This is a genomic window from Bartonella occidentalis (genome assembly GCF_037070875.1).
Taxonomy (GTDB): Bacteria; Pseudomonadota; Alphaproteobacteria; order Rhizobiales; family Rhizobiaceae; genus Bartonella.
Genome location: NZ_JAYMZJ010000004.1, coordinates 19,843 through 38,691 on the forward strand (window position 1 = coordinate 19,843; position 18,849 = coordinate 38,691).

General features: G+C 37.3%; 8 protein-coding genes and 1 tRNA gene. 2 read left to right on the forward strand and 7 right to left on the reverse strand.

All coding sequences use genetic code 11. The features are described from left to right. Positions 1-379 precede the first annotated feature (379 nt). The gene (locus WCP78_RS05945) at positions 380-793 is read left to right on the forward strand and encodes a flagellar protein FlgN (protein ID WP_336279592.1); all 414 of its coding nucleotides are present in this window, start codon (positions 380-382) and stop codon (positions 791-793) included. A 537-nt stretch (positions 794-1,330) separates the two neighbouring features. Here the strand turns inward: WCP78_RS05945 and WCP78_RS05950 are convergent. The 7 genes from WCP78_RS05950 to WCP78_RS05980 form a co-directional block, all read right to left on the reverse strand. Next, entirely contained in the window at positions 1,331-4,195 is a 2,865-nt protein-coding gene (locus WCP78_RS05950) for an autotransporter outer membrane beta-barrel domain-containing protein (protein ID WP_336279593.1), read from the reverse strand. Positions 4,196-4,328: 133 nt separating this feature from the next. Next, positions 4,329-6,689, reverse strand: a complete 2,361-nt coding sequence (locus WCP78_RS05955; RefSeq protein ID WP_336279594.1) for an autotransporter outer membrane beta-barrel domain-containing protein — start codon at positions 6,687-6,689, stop codon at positions 4,329-4,331. A gap of 1,202 nt (positions 6,690-7,891) precedes the next feature. Further along, positions 7,892-7,965, reverse strand: a tRNA-Gln gene (locus WCP78_RS05960). 86 nt (positions 7,966-8,051) lie between these two features. After that, on the reverse strand, positions 8,052-8,810 hold the full coding sequence (locus WCP78_RS05965) for an iron ABC transporter ATP-binding protein (protein WP_336279595.1): 759 nt from the start codon (positions 8,808-8,810) through the stop codon (positions 8,052-8,054). After that, positions 8,807-9,757 (reverse strand): iron chelate uptake ABC transporter family permease subunit, encoded by a 951-nt coding sequence (locus WCP78_RS05970; protein WP_336279596.1) that lies wholly within the window; start codon positions 9,755-9,757, stop codon positions 8,807-8,809. Before WCP78_RS05970 ends, WCP78_RS05965 begins: the two co-directional genes overlap by 4 nt. Then, positions 9,750-10,706: an ABC transporter permease gene (locus tag WCP78_RS05975; RefSeq protein ID WP_336279597.1), complete on the reverse strand. Its 957-nt coding sequence runs from the start codon at positions 10,704-10,706 to the stop codon at positions 9,750-9,752. The genes WCP78_RS05970 and WCP78_RS05975 overlap by 8 nt, the downstream gene beginning before the upstream one ends. A gap of 97 nt (positions 10,707-10,803) precedes the next feature. Beyond that, on the reverse strand, positions 10,804-11,739 hold the full coding sequence (locus WCP78_RS05980; protein WP_336279624.1) for a siderophore ABC transporter substrate-binding protein: 936 nt from the start codon (positions 11,737-11,739) through the stop codon (positions 10,804-10,806). A 265-nt stretch (positions 11,740-12,004) separates the two neighbouring features. On the opposite strand from WCP78_RS05980, the gene WCP78_RS05985 reads away from it, so the two are divergent. Beyond that, complete coding sequence (locus WCP78_RS05985) at positions 12,005-18,454, forward strand: autotransporter outer membrane beta-barrel domain-containing protein (RefSeq protein ID WP_336279598.1); 6,450 nt, start codon at positions 12,005-12,007, stop codon at positions 18,452-18,454. Positions 18,455-18,849: the final 395 nt, after the last annotated feature.

Below are 18,849 nucleotides of genomic sequence, written 5' to 3' on the forward strand. Positions count from 1 at the left end.
CTAACTGTTGAGACACGGTGTGTGTAGCACTAGGTGCATATGAAGCTAGAAGAAAGATGGGCAACAAGCTAATCTTTACAGTTCTATGTGCTGTCAGTTTTTGTTAAGGATGTGATGTTCACTGTCTATGAATGTGAGGGTTTTTAGCATTTTATAGAATTGGTCTTATCCTAGTGGGGTTTGCATGTTCTTTAGCAAAAGAGAAACTTGTTTCATATAAGTAAGCTGAACAGATTTGAACTTTTAGGGATTCTTGTACTATCGTCGATGTAATTATTCGTACAATGAATTTAATTTCGTACGTCGATATCGAGAGAAGCTACTTGATCATTTTCAGTTTCAAAACCATTAAAATAATATTGTTGAAGGGGGAATAAAAATGATTGAATCAAAAGCAAAAGTTCTTGATAACGACCATATTTGTCGTGAGTGGGCGATGACAAAATTTGTAACCGCAGTCAAAGGGTTATCTCAAGTGATCGATTATGAAAGCTCTATGCTCGAGAGAAACGGTGTTCCAGATTATGCAGAAATAAATTTATGCAAAATACGTGGTCTGCGCGATCTTAATAAATCTATGAGTGATGTCAAGCGTTACATGAATCAAGATATTGAGCATGAAATAGAAAGCTTGTTATCGGATTTACAGGAAAAATTACATCGAAACAGTGAGTTTCTTCAAACATACTTGGATGCAGTAAATGATCTTTCGCAAGCTTTGCAAATTTCTACGCGTGCAAAAGAGTCAGATGGAACTGGTGATCTAGCCAATTTTAGTTTTTTGAAGCCATGAGTATGACTTCTGTGGAGCTAGATGTGTTTGGTGCGGTCTGTTTTTATATCAAGCGCTTCGTATAAAGTTCGATCTAACGTTGAGGAAAGATTTCTCCTTGATTTTAAGAGAGATGCCTCTGGAAAGAAAGAGGTTATGTCTTCTTATTTTCATTTTTCATTAATGGAGGAGGGGTCTTTTTACATCTTTTTTATATCAAATAATGTTGTAGTTTTATGGAAAAATCTTTTTGGGTTTATTTACATGTCATTATGATAAAAGAATGGGTGTTTGAACACACAATTAAATTAAATATGTGATTTTAAATTATCACTCTGGATAAATAAAAGATCTCATAATATCATGATCTTTTGTCAAGTTGAGTAGAGATTTCTTTGGTTATTATACCGTGTGGAATTTTTATCAATTTTGTACTTGGTTAATGATAATTCTTATAACGGCTTTTTATAAAAGTCTTTTCTGAAAAGTATAGACTTCTCTAAAAGAAAAAGACAGCACATCGTGCTGCCTTTTTAGTAAAATTATGCTTTATTGGTTTTAAAAATGGTAGCGTATTCCACCGGAAAGATTTGTTCCAGATACACCAGCTTTTTGGAGTTTATGCTGATAGCTAACATCCCCATAAAATGCAACATTCTGAGATAAATAGGCGTTAACACCGATCCCGCCCTCAATTGATGATCCTATAGAGTCAGTATGAAACGTATCACCAATGCGTATCGTTTTACCGTCACCAAAAGCTCTAAGAACATTCAGCTTTCCATAGAAAGATACACTACGACCTTCTTCAGCGATAAGCACGCTTCGTGTTAAACGTCCGCCAACACGTATTAACCATTGATGAGGATTCTTCATATCCACTTCAAAGCCTTCAGCATCTGAGAGGGTCTTGAACATAAGATTTTGATAAGCAAGCTGTGCTTGTGGTTCAAAGACTAACTCTTTAATATTGGTCTCTAATTTTTGACCAATTGTAGCAGATGCACTTAACATTCCCGTGCCTTTCAATTCTGTTTTACCTTTGATCAGAGGAGCAGTAATATCTCCTTTCAAAGTTCCATATGAAAGAAAAGCATTTACATACAAACCATTGCTATGCTTAAGACCACTATATGCTGTGATTGACCATTTATCCAACATTGTCTTTTCAGAATCTTTCATCCCTTTTGGAGTAAAAGTCAACTTTCCGTATGTTCCTAAAAGACCAAAATCGGTAGTAATATCTGTTCCTTCTAATGCGGCCAATACAGTGCCTACTTGTATAGCTTTATAATTCACATCAGCATCATAACCATATTGCTTTGGATCGCGGCTAGAAGATAATGTAAGTTTATTACCATAGGAAGATACAAAGATCCCTTTACTTTTCTTATCCTCTGATTCAAACATTTTTATTCGTATAGTATCTATCAATACGTTTTTGTTGTTAATATCAGAGAATCCGGCAGAAAATAAAGCACCTGGCATAACTAAATAATTTGCTACCTGTGGCAAGAGCGCTCTAACATTTTTATCGCCATCAACATATTCATTTTGTAATCGGAAATCCCAGAAGCCATCGTTGTTTACATTCAGAAGATTCTGGCTAACATCAGATTTACCTGGTTCATAGGCTCTTAAAATATATTTATAAGGTGAGCCACTCATTGTCGTATAGTCTCCTGGCAACCTGAATGAGTCTTTCTCAGCTTTTCCATTAACTTGAATAAGCGAAATCCCATGTCTTGCAATAGGGATAGAAGCCATTGCTTTTTCCCAAACAAAATCGCTGTTTGTTGTTCCCTTATCTTGAGAAAGGTCAACGTGGACTATAGTCTTACCTGATACACTGCCAGAGAATAATAGCCGATCGGTTTTCTGTTTGTCTATTGGCAGATTATGGCTCAACTGAGAGTGTAAATAAATTTCAGCTTTACCTTGTGCATTATAGGCTATCATAGGATCCCCATTTTCTTGCCGCAGATCAGGATGAAGTGTGTTAAACCCTACATGCAGGGTTTGATAAATCCCATCTGTTGGCTTATCAAACACAATAGAGCTATCGCTAAGACTCAGCGCAAAAAGGCTCGAATATGATCTTTCATTAACACCCAATAACAAATGGTCAGAGCGACCATAATCATTAAGCTTTGGATTGTTATTAGTTTTCAAAAACCATCTTGTGTTATGATTTAGATCAAAAAATATCCCGCTCTCTCCTAACATTTTTGTTTGGCCTTCTAAGAAAGAACTATCGGCAACTAACACAAGACTATGTGGAAATTTTTTATTACCTTCATCACTTTTTGCTAAGATATCACCGCTGATTTTTGAATTCATGAGTTTTATAGTATTAATTGTCTGTTGCGGTGCATAAATACCAATACCATTGGGAACAGAAACCGTCGTATTAGTCAATATTACGGTATTGGGAATGTTTCCTAGGATAGGATGGTTATCAGCATCATTACCTATATTTGGATTTCTGTAGGCAAAAGAATTTTTCTCAAAAGCTATACCATAGGCTTCATGATCACCCGTAACAGTTACAGTTGAATTATTAAGTTTGATAGTACCGCCTGTATTGAGCAAACCCACAGTTACTGCTTTCACAGTAAGGTCTGTCCCATCAATAGTTCCTCCATTATTTGCACTTAATGCAATGAAGTCTGAAGTAATATCGCCTTCCATTATTTTGACTACAGAACCTTTTCCATGTGCATTTACAGCAGAAATTCTATCATTAATTTTAACATTATTACGTGTTACAACTGTACCATCACGAACATCAATTGCAGATTGATATTGAGAATCTACCACCTGTACAGAATCTGCTGGCTTTCTAGGTACAGGCGGTTGCTGCTCAGAACGAGCGCCTGGATTTCCAGCTACAGGTGATTGTTGTTCAGGGCGAGCGCTTGGTTTGCTAGGGACAGGCGGTTGCTTATTAGGATTAGCACTTAGGTTGTCAAGTGAAGGCAATTTTTCAATGGAAGATGATTCAGTTAAAGAGGGGAGCTGGCGCCTTCTACTTTTAGCTCCTCCTGTCTCCTGAGTAGTACCTTCAGGTTTTTCACTTAAAATCGCGGAACGATCGTTTGAAGAGCCTGCATCATTGTTCCAAGGTTTATATGTATAATAAGAGTCTGATGTTTCTGTAGAAAACGGAGAAGGTACTGTAGTACTGACTTTTTCAGGTTCTCTTACAGACTTATTATTTTTAGATTTTTGAGACACAGATTTTAAAAGGCTGCGATCAGCTTTAAGTGCAGCTGCAGGGTCTGTAAATGTATAATCTTTATAAGATCTATAATCAGTTTTAGACGGAGCAATAGTATCATTCACTGTGATGGCATAAGACAGACTCGAATAAGAACAAAAAATAATCCCAGAAACTGTGCATAGTAAGATATGTTTTTTCATATAAATATTCCTAAAATATTCACCCCCCTTCTAAAAACCAAAATGCTTTCAACACATTATATATTCTTATAAATTTCAAAACAAGTTATTCTAGATATTTTATATGTTTTAAAAGGTGCTATTCAATAAATATTTAAAAACGATAACGTATTATACCAGAGAAATTAACACCAGATATGCCAGCTTTTTGGAGCTTATGTTGATAACTGACATCACCACGAAGCTCTAGAGTCTGAGATAATTGCGCATTGATTCCTATGCCACCTTCAATCGAAGATCCCATAGAGTCACGGTGAAAAGTGTCACCAATCTTTATTGAGCCATCATCACCAAATGCTTTAAGAGCATTTAATTTACCATAGAAGGAAACGGTACGGCCTTTCTCGTTCTGAGGCACATGATGTACCAATCGTCCTCCAGCACGTACTAACCATTGATGCGGCTTGCCCATATTTACTTCAAAGCCGTCGACATCTGTTATGGTATCAAGCATGAGATTCTGATAAATAAGCTGCGCTTGTGGTTCAAAGACCAACCCTTCAACACCGGTTGTCAATTTCTGGCCAATGGTGGCTGATGCGTTTAATATTTTAGTGTCATCTATTTTTGCAGTATTTCCAGTAAGACCCGTGGTAATGTTTCCATTCAAAGTCCCATAAGAAAAGAATGCGTTCACATATATACTATCACTGTGTTGAATATTGCTATATGCGGTGAGTGACCATTTATCAAACATACTTTTCCCAGAGTTTTCCATATCCTTTGGGGTAAAATCTAATTTTCCGTATGTTCCTAAAAGACCAAATTTTATAGCAATATTTTTATCTTCTAGTGCAGATAACATGACGCCTGCTTGTAACGCAGTATATTGAACATCAGCGCCGTAACCATATTGATGTGGATCACGGTGAGAAGATAATGTAACTTTATTGCCATAAACAGACGCGAAGACACCTTGCTTTTTGTTCTCTTTCGGGTCATGTTCTGTCTCTATTACATTGGTTAATAGGGTATTTTGATTATTTATATCAGCCAATCCAGCGGAAAACAAAGCGCTAGGCATGACCAAATAACTAGCAACTTGCGGGACAAGAGCTTTAATTTTTGCTTCAGAATCAAGATATGCATTTTGTAAGCGGAAATCCCAAAAATCATCACCTTCTCCCAAGACATTCTGTTCCGCATTTGCTTTACCAAGACTTGACGTTGGTCCATAGGCTCTGAGCACATACTTATAAGGTAAACCACTCATTGTGGCGTAGCCTTTCGCTAATTTAAAGGCATTTTCATCTGTTTTTCCAGACACTTGTACAAGAGAAAGACCGCGTGTATTCAGAGGAATAGCATTGTCTGTACTTGTTTTTTTATTTTCAAAGGGAGTATTTAAATAGAGTGTTGTCGTGCCTGATACATCGCCATAAACAAGAAACCGATCAGCTTTTTGTTGGTCTTTTGCAGCACCATTGCTCCACTTAAGATTAGCATAAATTCTTGCATCGCCTACTGCATTATAAACAGCTTCTACATTAGACTGCTCATTTCCATTTTCTCGAGGGTTTTCTTCAGCTTGTTGGGGGGCTGCCGCTGCAGGCAATGGCAGAGCAGGTAATTGCAGATTTAAACCTGGTAGGGAGTTTTCTTCAGCTTTTTGCGAGCGTCCTACACTTAAGGTTTGATATTGATCATCTATCGGCTTGTTAAATATGATAGAACTGTTTTTAAGATTCAAAACTGAAACACTCGAATGAGCTCTGTCATTAAGGCTACGTAGCAAATAGTTAAACAGATTGGTATCATTATCTGTTTCACCTTCACTGATTGTTACAAACCACTTACTATCATTATTCAAAGTAAGAATTGTTGTTTTTTCTTTCGATGTTCTTGCTTTTCCTTTTAAAATCGAATGATCGGCAGTCAAGGTAAGAGTAGAGGGAATAGGCATCAACATCATACTTACGTTTTTTAATAACATATCAGCATGAATTTCTGAGTTCTTCAGTCTAACGTTACCGCCTGCTGATGCTCCAAAAATACCAATCCCATCTTTAACAAAAATCTTTGAATTAGTAAGTACTGCCTCACTATTCTTGGCTACCGCTCCGCTTTCGAAAACGATACCATAGCCTTCATGATTACCTTTGACAGTGATAATGGAATCTTCAAGATTGATCGTAGAATTTCCGATTTGTAACCCTGTCGTCATTGTTTTGCCAGTAATTGCTTTTGCATTAATTCGCGCACCTTTTGTCGCACTAAACAAAAGAAGTTCCGAAGTTATAGTCGCGTTTTCAATCATGGCAGATGATTGTTGCCCACTTGCATTGACTGCAACAACTCTATCGCGGATATTGGCATTGCTTACAGTCTTCTCTCCCTCGCTAGCATCAACTTTAGGGGAGTAAATGAGGGGAGTAGTCTCTGCATACGCTGAACTAAAGTGAGAGAAAATCAAAGTTCCGGCAATTGTACACAATAAAAATTTTTTCTTATACATAAGTAGGCTCTTAATGTTGATATGCTCTTAATGCTCATTCCATTTTTATGGAGCAAGTACCGATTGGCTTTATTTCATTATGTATTTTTTGTAAATACTAAAATGAATTATTTGAAATGTTTTTTATAAAATATTTTAAAATGATTTTGAAATGATATTGTATTTTATAGGAAACATTAATTTCAGATATATTATCTTTTAGAAGGTTATTATTGTGACAGAAAATATCTCTACAAAGCTTGATATTCTGAGATAATTATATACAAACGTTTGATTAGCTTAATCAAAGATTCCGTAGAGCTAAGGTGAAGAATCTCACTAATCTTTATCGTGTTACCATCGCAAAAATTTTGGGAATATTCGATCTATTATAGAAAGTTTTTTCTATTCCGTAAAATAAAAAAATGGTGTATTTTCTGCAATGTAAAATACATTATATATCAATTAAGAATCTGCCAATACTGTCTTAGTCATTGATATGAATTATCCATATTGTTAAAAATTGTTTTCATTTGTAATAGTATCAAATATATCATTTTGATCAATAAATAAAACATAAGACTTTGATAATTAAATTGTGCTTGCAGTTCAAATACTAACTTTTCCATTCTGTTTGTTAATTTTTGATCAAGAGTGGCAGATGCACTTAATATTTTATACCATCCATCTTCACATATATTTCTGAGATTTATGATAATATGACATTCAGAGTTTTATAAAAAGAGTGTTTTTTAGTTTATTATGTTGAATGGGTGTATGATACTTTATGAAGTAACTTCAGCGTTTCCCATAGGTGTTTAAAAATTCTTTAGTGACAGCGATATTTTGATTTTCCAGTGCAGCCATACGATACTTGTTTGTTATGAAATTTATTTATGGAGGAGGCAGTAAATGACTAGAAAAAATAATTTGGCTTATTCCATAGAGTGCTTTATCATTTAGCGGTTGTTAAAAAATCGGCTTATGATTTGAGAAATGAATTGTGATATATAGCAGCTGATGCAAAAATGGCGATTCTACAAAAACATATAGATGTATGTTTGAATTAATGTAAAAAAAGATGTAATATTTTGCCAGCTTCAATGGGGCAGTAGAGGTGGCTGGAAATGAAATGGTAAAAATCTTTAAAACAATTCACAGTAATTTCCTGATAAAACAGTAAGCTTAATATTTTCTTTGAATGGTCAACTTTATTGAGAAACTGGCTGGGGAACCTGGATTCGAACCAAGATTGACGGAGTCAGAGTCCGCTGTTCTACCATTAAACTATTCCCCAGCAAGCAAGTTTCGTTATTTTTAGCAGATTTTGCGATGTACGCAACTTAAAAAAGAATCTTTGTAATCCTTGATAACAAGAAGAATTCATTGGTAATAAAGAGCGATTGGTGTGCCATTTATTGTTTGGATCTGAATGTCTACATCATAAATATCTTTAAGGATTCTGGGCTGCATAATTTCTTTTGGTGTTCCACAATAAGCTGCTTGACCATTTTTTAGTGCAACGATCATATCGGAATATGATGATGCAAAATTAATATCATGCATGATAATAAGAATTGTTTTTTTGAGCTCATCAGCTGTGCGGCGTAATTGCTTCATCATGGCAATAGAATGTTTCATATCAAGATTATTTAATGGTTCATCTAACAGAAGATAGTCAGTATCTTGGCAAATGACCATGGCTATGAAAGCCCGTTGTCGCTGTCCCCCAGATAGTTCATCCAAAAAACGGTCTTTTAAGTCTTCTAAGCCGAGATATCGCAGTGCACTCTCAATAAATTGTTTATCTTTGTTGTTATATCGACCTTTAGAATAAGGGTAGCGCCCAAAACTTACTAAGTCGTGGACAGTTAAACGGACAGACAACGGATTATCTTGACGCAAAAGTGAAAGTTTTTGGGCTAAAATATCATGTGGTGTTTTGTAAATGTCTAAACCATCGACGTTAATTGTGCCTTTATGACTTGGGAGAAGGCGTCTTATCATCATTAAAAGGGTTGATTTCCCAGAACCGTTTGGGCCAATAAGAGAAATAATTCCTCCTTTGGGAAGATGAAGACATAAATTATCGATAATCAATCTAGATCCATAAGCTTTGGAAAGATTGTTGATTTCAATCATTTTAATTTTCCCTTCATCAATAGAATTAGGAAAGAGGTTCCACCACAAAATTCAATAATAAAGCTTAATCGTCCTGCCATATTGAAAATTTGTTCTAAAATGAATTGTCCGCCAACTAAACAAATAATAGACAATAATATGGCAATCGGCATAACAATGCTATGTTTTGCTTGAGGGGAGAGCACATAGGAAAGGTTAGCAACTAATAGCCCAAAAAAAGTAACAGGTCCGACAAGTGCGGTGGAAATGGATACAAGGATTGAAACAAAAATAAGAATAGCTGTCGCGCTTTTGTGATAATCAATTCCAAGATTGAGAGCGGTTTCACGTCCTAAAGCAAGAATATCAAGTACATGACGCAAGCGCCAACCAATCAAACTAACGATTAAAACAATGATAGTGGCAAGACCTATTAATGATGTGTTAAATTTGTTAAAATTTGCAAACATTATATCAGTTAAATTCATCATTTGGTCTGGATTTAGTTGTAATTGCATGAACATGCGTAAGCTGAAAAAAAATCCACCTAAAATAATCCCAATCAATAATGTTAAATGAAGTTCTTTTAAGTTATCTGAAAATAGCCAGCGAAAAAGGCTTATGGAAAAAATAATGAGAATAAGAGCTTCAAAAATCAATTGTCCTCCTTCATTTAAGAAGGGTAGGGAAAGGGAACCAAGGAAATAGATCGTAATAGTTTTGATTAAAATATAGAGTTGATCAAATCCCATGATAGAAGGGGTGAGGAGACGATTGTTAACAACTGTTTGAAATAAAACAGTAGAAACAGAAATTGTATAGGCAATGAGAAGAAGAGAAGCGAGTTTCGTAAAACGAAATGTCCATGTATAAATATTGATATTCCAGGTCATATAAAGGCTTATTACAGTGCATGCCATTAAAATAAGTGTCGCTAATATACATGTTGTTGCTTTCTGTTTACCCAAGATGTTTTCTCCAGCGTAAAAGAAGTATAATGAAAATAAAGCTACCGATAATTCCCATTATGGTGCTGATAGGAATTTCAAGAGAAGGGTGAAGTATTCGTCCTAAGATATCACAAATCAATACGAGTCCTGCACCGCTAATGGCTACCCAAGGAGCCGTATAACGCATATTGTCACCCATGAAATTTGAAACAAGGTTTGGAATAATAAGCCCGACAAAGGGGATTTTACCGACTGTACAAACAACGACGGAAGTAATTGATGAAACAATAAAAAGACCAAAGAACATGACGGTGCGATAATTGAGGCCAAGGTTGTCTGTTAAATCTTCTCCCAAACCAGCTACTGTAAAGCGATCGGCGGCAAAATAGGCAAGAAGGCAGAGAGGAAGAGATAGCCATAAAAGTTCATATTTTCCATCGAGAATCATCGAAAAACTGCCAAATAAGTAGGATTGGAGGGAGGGAAGTAGCATTTCATAATCGGCAATAGCATTGGTTAAAGAGCCAATAACATATCCCAGCATAATTCCTGTGAGTGGTACAATTAGGACAGATTTTAAAGGAATTTGACGCAATAAAAACATAAAAAATAATGAACCACTTATGGCAAAAATTGTAGCGATGGCCATTTTTCCTAAAACAGGTATGTCAGGAAGAAAAATCATAATAAAAAGAAGACCAAGCGATGCGGATTCAACTGTGCCAACAGTTGATGGTTCAACAAAGCGATTCCGTGTGAGCAATTGCATGATCATGCCAGACAAAGCAAGCGATGCACCTACTAAAAGCACTGAGATTGTACGGGGAAGACGTGTTTGCCAAAAAATAAGCCACGCATGTGGATCTCTTGATAATAAGTCAGAAGGTCTTACATCAGAATAGCCAACAAAAATGCTAAGGGTGGATAGCAAGGCGAGAACTATTATGGCTATCCAGTAATTCTTCACGATGAATCACTTCCTAACAAAAAAGTAGAGGATATTTATCAAAAGCCTCTACTCCTAAATTTTATTTTTATAACACGCAAGTAATTTATGCAATTACTTACTTACTTTTATTAAAAGCCTCGCTAATTTGTTCAGCTGCTTCATTGAGTCCAGTAAGACCACCACTGGCTCTGTACCAGCTCCAAGAATCTAGATAAATGATTTGATCCTTTTTTCCAGCTGTTGTACGTTGAACCAACTCATTGTTGAGCAGTTGTGCTGCAGATTGTCCTTCTCGTCCAATTGCTGCATCCCGATCAATGACTAATAACCAATCAGGATTGGTTTCAAGAATAAATTCAGGAGAAATAAGTTGTCCATGTTTTTGCACGGTCAATTTATCAGTGGCAGGGGCAATCCCAAATTGGGAATGGAGAATGTCAAAACGCGACTGGGGTCCAAGAGCACTTATTTTTCCACCAGAGGTCATCAAGATGAGACCTGTTCCTTTTCCTTGAGTGCTTTTACGAACTTTTTCTAAATTTTCTTTGAGTTTTGCTATTTCTTTTTTTGCTTCTTCTTCTTTGCCAAAAATTTTCCCAAGAATAGACACATTATGTTCAATATCGTCAAGAGAATTTTGGTTTCTTACTGTTAAATCAATAGTTGGAGCAATTTTGGATAAGTCTTTATACTTGGTTTGAGTTCTTGAAGAAATGATAATAAGATCGGGTTGAAGGGCGGCAATTTTTTCATAATCTGGCTCAAAAAAAGTGCCAATTTTTTCATATTGTGTGTTATCAAATTCTTGTAGGTATATAGGTTTTTTTCCTTCAGGAACACCGGCAACTGCGTCGATACCAAGGTGCTTCATGTTGTCAAGTGATGCAAGGTCGAACACAACAACCTTTTTAGGAGAAGTTGGAACAGAAGTAGTACCTGAAACATGATTAATAGTTACAGTTGGGGCAGCGTTTACACTTTTCCATGCAAATGTCGCAAAACTCATGGCAACAAGTAAGATGGAAGCTGCCCATTTCAGATATTTGATCATCGTCATTTTATCCTTTTAGCTCAAAAATATTACAAAGATTTTCCAATTATAATTTTCAATATTCAAAGTATTCACCCCCCCCTGTTTAAAAGATCAATTTAGGCATTTTTATGCACAATGCAATAAAATTAATTATGCACAATGCAATAATTAATAAAGAACATTATGTTGTAATGTTGTTTAGCATATGTTACAAATTGGACTCATGCCTCATTTTGTACTTACTAGTGCTTTTGCAAAATTACTTATTTAGAAAGTTTGACATATGATTAACGTGTTTAAAAAACATGCGCATTTGTGCGCCATCACAACAAGTGTTTTCTTTTTCTTACAAGGTATGGATGTTTGTGTAGGGAGAAGTACCGATTTAATAAATGGCGAAAATGGCGATGCGCAAGTGGTTTTTTCATGTCCTCTTGATGTAAATTTTATGGGGGGGACAGGTTCCTACGATGTGGGAAAAGGGCGGCCGATTTCTCCTTATGTTTGTAGTGGGAGTGGATCGAATGGTGCTTTCTTCCATGAAATTGATGGATATACGTTTAAAATGAATAAGGGGGGAAGAAATGCTCTGCGTGGAGGGGTAAATGTCGGGTATTCTCCTACATGGATGCCAGAAAGCATAGGTGATGATGTTATGCTTGATACTGGCAATAAAGTTGTGATGTGGGATATAGTGAGGGCAGATGAAAAAATAAGGGGTGTAAGTGGCAGCACGTATGATGCTGGATACCAAGGGAATGAAATTATCATTCGCGCAAAAGGTGTTACTATGATTGGGGGTAGTCCTTCTACTGAGGAAGAAAATTCAGGTGTTGTTTCTGTAGATTTTTCTCGTGAGAAGTACAGTAATTCTGAGATTGTAAGTGCTGTGCTGGCAGGAAGAAACACAAAGATTCTTTTAGGAGCGGGAGGGAGAGTAGCAGGGAAAAAAGAGACGACTATTCAGTCATTTCCGATTGGACTTGAGGCTGATTTGGGCGGAGAGATTTATATGGCAGGTGGAACAATTGATGTTCCTCATGTAGGTGCTGTGGTTGGTCCTAAATCATCTATTTTTTTGAATGGTACGCATATTCAAACGACCGGGGGTGCTAGTTCGGCTGGCCTTATGAGCCAAGGCGGAGAGATCACGATGGATACGGGATCAATTCAGTTTAAAAATGGGTTAGGAGTGGGAGTCTATTCAGAGTCTGGTGGGCATGTAGTATTACATAAAGTTAGAATAACTGAGGCGCGTCCGTCAAATTTGAGAAGCCATAATAGTACGGCTTTTTTAGTGAAAAATGGTGGCTCTGTTGACTTTCTCGTTAGCTTTGTTGAGGTTACTGCTTTCAGTGGATTGCACATTATGGATAAGGGCAATATTGCGCTCGAAGGGTCAGTTGTTACAGTGAATGGTGCTAATTCACATGGTATATATTTTGACACGTTTGATCCAAGCAAATCTTCTTATTCGATTCAGGTTATGCCATTGGAGCTACAAAAAGGGCGGCGGTCGGAGTTACAAAGAGAGCGGAAGTTACAAGAAGCTGTGCAAAAAGGAATCTACTTAAACAGTAATAGTGGCAAGGCTACTAGAAGAGGAGATTTGATCAGGCAATCTTCTCTCATATCAAGAGAGCAAGTAAATCTTAGTGACAGCAAGAGTGTTTTGTTAAAAAGAGCCATTTTGACTGTTCCAAATGGTACAGCTATTTATGGTCATAGTAGTGGGAATGTCTTCTTAGAACAGGAAGCAGAACTTTCTGGTGATTTATTGTTACAATCTAACAACAACTCAAATGTATTAATCTCGGCTGATAACTCTTCCATTACGGGTGGTGTTCGCGTTGCCGGCAGATCTCAGGCTAGAATTCATTTATCTGGACAATCGAAGTGGTTTTTGAAAAAAAGCACACGTGATAATCATAATCAGGGAAATGGTTTTTGTCTAGATTCATGTGTTTCATCTGTGAGTCTTGACAACAGTATGATTAGATTTGTATCTCCAGCATCTGGGGCAGGCAACAGATATCAGACACTTTTTATTGGCCAAGGGAATGGTTTAGCTTATAAAGCGCAAGGCGATTCTAACATTTATTTTAATGTAGATGAAAATTTTATTAGTTCAAATGGAAGGCAAGCAGCTGATCAACTTTTAATTTATGGTGATGTTTCTGGAAAGACTAAAGTTCATATACAACCTGTTTTGACGAATTCAAGAGTTGTAGATAATCAAGATCGAAGTGTTTCGCTTATTCAAGCATACGGAAGCGGGATAGAGAAAGATTCCTTTAAATTGCAGAGTGAATATGTGACGTTGGGAAATTATCCTTATCAATATACTCTGCGTGCTTATGGCCCATTTGAAGTTATGACTGTATCTTCTTCTGGTGAAAGGGTATCTGATTCCCAGAAAAAGTTTTGGGATTTCCGTCTAGAAAACAGATATATGCGTACTAATTCTGTTTCTCCACGTGCGTTTCTTTCTGTTGGAGAAATGCCTTCTAGACTTGTTGCTGACAGTCTTCAAAATGATTCTGCCATTAATCTTCGTAGTGATAACTCTGCCGATGGATCTATCTCTTCTGGTCTTGTAGCTCCTCTTATTGTTTATCCGAGCTCTGCTTCTCAGAGTGTTACGTCTGTGAATGGAGGTTTGGAAGGAATTGCTCCTGTAGGTGTGAGCGATGAAGTTTTGCAGGCTGAAGATGTTGAAATCTTCCTTCTTAAGGGAACCGATCCCGCTTCTATCGGTGAGGCTCTTTATACCATTTCTGATGCCGATGCAGATGATGCTTCTTCTACCAGTGAGGCTCTTTATACTATTTCTGGTACCGATGCAGATGACACTAGTGATGTTAATGCATCTACCCCGCGTGTTTTACTTACTCTGTCTTCATCTAGCGAAACGCTTGAATCTGGAGTTTATCCTACATCTGATGAAATGCTTACACCTAGTATGACTCCTACACCTAGTGAGGCGCTTACACCTGATGAAATGCTTACACCTGGTGGAACTCCTCCATCTAGTGAAACTCGTACACCTAGTGTAACTCCTGCGCCTGGTGGAGCTCCTACACCTGGTAGAACTTCTACACCTAGTGTGACTTCTAGACCTAGTGTAGCTCCTGCATCTGGTGGAACTTCTACACTTAGTGGAACGTATACATCTGGTGGGGTTCCTTCATCTGATACAGTGGGTTTTGGAACTTTATCGAGGTTGGATGGAGTTGATTTAGACAGTACTCGATTTACTACTGATGTTTTACTTGAGACAGGTACAAATGTAGATACTTCTTCGCTTGTGCCAGATGATGGGGATGATGCAGATGATGGAGATTTAGATTATGGAAACTATTACAGCAGTGTAGATTATGGAGATTATTTCGGTGGAGATTATGAAGATCCTGAAAGAGAAATTTATCTCTATCCTACTGTTCGAGGAGATTTGTCGTTGAGCTCTCATCCTACTCCTGGGTATGATGTTGCTTCTACGGATACTGTTTCTACTTACCCTATATCTGTTGAAGGTGTTCCGCCGGTTCCATCTGCTCCGCCGGTTCCATCTGCTCTGCCGGTTGCGTATGTTGGGCGTGTTTTGTCTGCTGCATCTGCTCCCATAAAGAATCTTGCTCAAAGTACTGCTAATTCTTCAGTTGGTTCTGGTGATCAATCTGGCATATCCACATCTGTTTTACCTGGTGATAAAGAAAGTTTTGTTTCTACATGTTCTGATTATTCCGACAGTAAGGTGAGAGCAGTTTCTAAAGTTCCTTATCAGTGCCAAGATGGTGTGTCACACAAAATCAAGGGGCGTACTTTCAAGATGGAAAGAGGTGACGTGCATGCGGTGCGTGTAAAAGGATCGCTTGGAACTGCTAGCAGTAACGGCAAAAAAGAACCAGGTGCGAAAACTGTTATTGACATGGATAAGGTGGTTATTTCTGGTGTAGGTTTTGCAAGTGATAAGCGCAGCGTTAGTCCGACTGAGCTTGTGAGCGCCGTACTTGCAGAACAAGGGGCAGAGATTTCTGTCGGTGATCCAATAATTTATTCTTTCCCGATTGGGGTTGAGGCTCAGCTTGGTGGAAAGATTAAAATGGCTGACGGAACGGTTGATGCTCTTTATGTAGGTGTTTTAGCTGATGATGCATCAACTGTTCGTTTAGATAACACAAAAATTAATGTGGGAGGATCTTTCGCTGTTGCTGGTTTGAGTAGTGGTAATGGCAGTACAGTTTCCATGAAGTCTGGATCTATTGGGTTTTCAAATGGGGTAGGGGTTAGATCGGAATTGGGAGGGCGTGCTAGATTAGAAAACGTTAAAATTATGGGAAAGAGGGAAAATACGGGTTCGAATTCTGATGCGGCTTTCCGTGGGGCAGCTCTCTTACTCAGCGACAGTGGTTTTATTAGTATTGATCGTGGAACTATTGCGACTGATGGTAATGGTTTGTGGTTTAGAGATCGTAACGCTGGAGCTAATAATATAGCTGAAATTGAAAATTCGACGGTTACGGTGAATGGTGATGGATCTTTAGGTATATATTTTGATGGAACGATACGGAGAAAAGGTAATGCTCCAGAGAGAGAAAGTACTGAGTTAGATTTAAACATATCAGAAAAACCGGGGCAAAGGGAGCTGATATCGAGTAGTGAAAATTCACTTGAAAGTGTTTTATCACAAGGCGTTAATGTGCGAAGTTCTAATGCAGTATCAGGGCTTGACGTTAGAAAACCGACAGTAAATGATGCGAGTGGAAATGCTCTTAAATCAGAGCGCGTAGTTAATCGGCATGCTAGATCCGTACAAAAGAGAAGTCTTTCAGGTGATGTATTTGCAAAAGAGAGAAGCTCTTTAATTGGTATAGATGCATCATCTAAAGTTTTACTGCCACAAACTGAATTTAATGTTCCAGATGGTATAGCTATTTACGGTATTAACTCTACGGGTCATATTGCTTTAGAGAATAGATCTACGCTTATGGGTGATGCATTGTTGAGGGTTACAAAGAATTCCAATGTGTCTGTTTCGGTTAATAATTCTGTAATTAAAGGTGATGCTCGCGTTGATAGAAGTTCTCAGGTTAAAATTGATTTGTTAAATGGATCAGAGTGGTTATTAAGTCGTAGTAAGCGTCAGCAAGCTGCAAATTTTGATTGCTCAGGTTCATGTATTTCACTTTTGAAGCTTTCAGATAGTACTATTAAATTTGTCCATTCAGAATCTGATAGGCATCCATATCAAATCCTGCGCATTGGAAAAGGAGATGGTATTGTTTACACCGCACTTGGTAATGCGCAGATTCACTTAAATGCACGTTTAAATCCCAATGATGTGAGTAATGATCAAGTAACGGATCGTCTTTTAATTCATGGGGATGTTTCTGGAACAACTGTAGTGCATGTGAAAGCTACTTCAGAAGGTACGAGAAGAGGTGAAGGTCGTGATAAAACTGCTCATGGTGTTTCAATCATTCAAGTTCATGGAAAAGCAAAGGAAAACTCTTTTAAGTTGAACGGTGATTATGTCACGTTGGAGAGTTCACCTTATAAATATGCTCTTCGTGCTTACAATCGGGGTGATCGTGAAAATGTCGTGTATTTTGATAATACATTGGCTCAAAACAGTGGAGAATTTTGGGAGTTTCGCTTAGAAAACCAATATGTTGGATCGAAGGGTATTTCTACTTCTCCTAAACAGGGTTCTTCTGTGGATATTCTCTCTAAGCCTGTATCTATCAGCGAATCTGACGATTTGGTGAAGGTTGTTGTTCCACAAGTTCCAACTTATTTGCTTTTGCCAAATACCTTATTCCATGCTGGATTAGTGGATATCAACAATCAAAATAAGCAGTTAGAGTCTCTGAGAGTTAATGCTGGTGGTTTGTTGGAAGTTCAGGAAAATCCTGCTGTGTTTTTGCGTGGCTATGGTGGTAGTTATCGTTATACTTCAGATTTATCGGCTCTTGAATACGGTTATGGAGGAAATGTTGATTATAATGCTGTAGAGGCAGGTACTTTGTTGTACACAATTGAGAATATGTACAGCGCTGTGTCTTTTGGGGTTATGGGCTCTTATGGAAGGTTTGCTTTAGAACCTCTAAATGTTGAACAAAGCCAGAAAAGTGAATTTGATAAATGGTCAGTTACAGCATACGGCAGCATGCAGCATGATGAGGGCTTTTATGTGGATAGTCTCTTATCCTATGGCCTGGTTAAAGGTGATGTTTCTACCCTTGCACGAGGAAAGACAGCGACATTGGATGGTAATCCTCTTAGTGTTTCATTAACTGGTGGTAAAGCATTCCCTTCAGGGTATGAGGGTCTTGTTTTGGATCCGCAGGTTCAGGTTGTTTATCAACGTCTTGGATTTAATAAAGCGCTTGATATTGACGGCTTTGATATTGATATGGGAAAACTTGATCAATGGGTCGTACGCGTTGGTGGACGTGTGACCAAAAATCCTGTTGGATCTCAGGATGCGCGTGCTATTTTTGTCTACGGTAAGCTTCACCTTACTCATGGCTTTGGGAAAAAGAAATCTGTTCATTTCAAAGATGCTTTCCAGTTAGGTTCCTTTGGTACATCTATAGAAGCTGGACTAGGTGTTAATATCAAACTGTTCTCCCAATTTGCGCTCCATGGTGATTTCGTTTATCAGCATAAACTTGATAAGGCTGGTTTTTCTGGAGCTAGTTTCTCTGGTGGATTGCGCTATCAGTTTTAGATAGAGTAGTCTAGTGCTTTTACAGAAGGCAGCACATTGTGCTGCCTTCTGTGTTTGTAACGATATGTATTTATAAAGAACTCTCCTTTAAAATATTTATAAAAAAATATTTTGAATATTTTTTTCTTATTGGTTGATTATAATATTTTTATTTCTTTTTAGAGATAAAATTATCTTGAGACAAAGACACAATAAGTTTGATTATTTCTATTTCAGAAAATAATTTAATGAGGGGAGAGTTTAGTGTCAGTGATAATCCATTATTCCATTTATAATCCATTAAGTGCTTGTTAAATATTGTTTTTTAACAGGTACTTCGATTATTTTCGATTTATCGCTCTTTATTTATCCCACATCAATATTTTTGAAGACCACAAGGATAGATTGTGATTAAT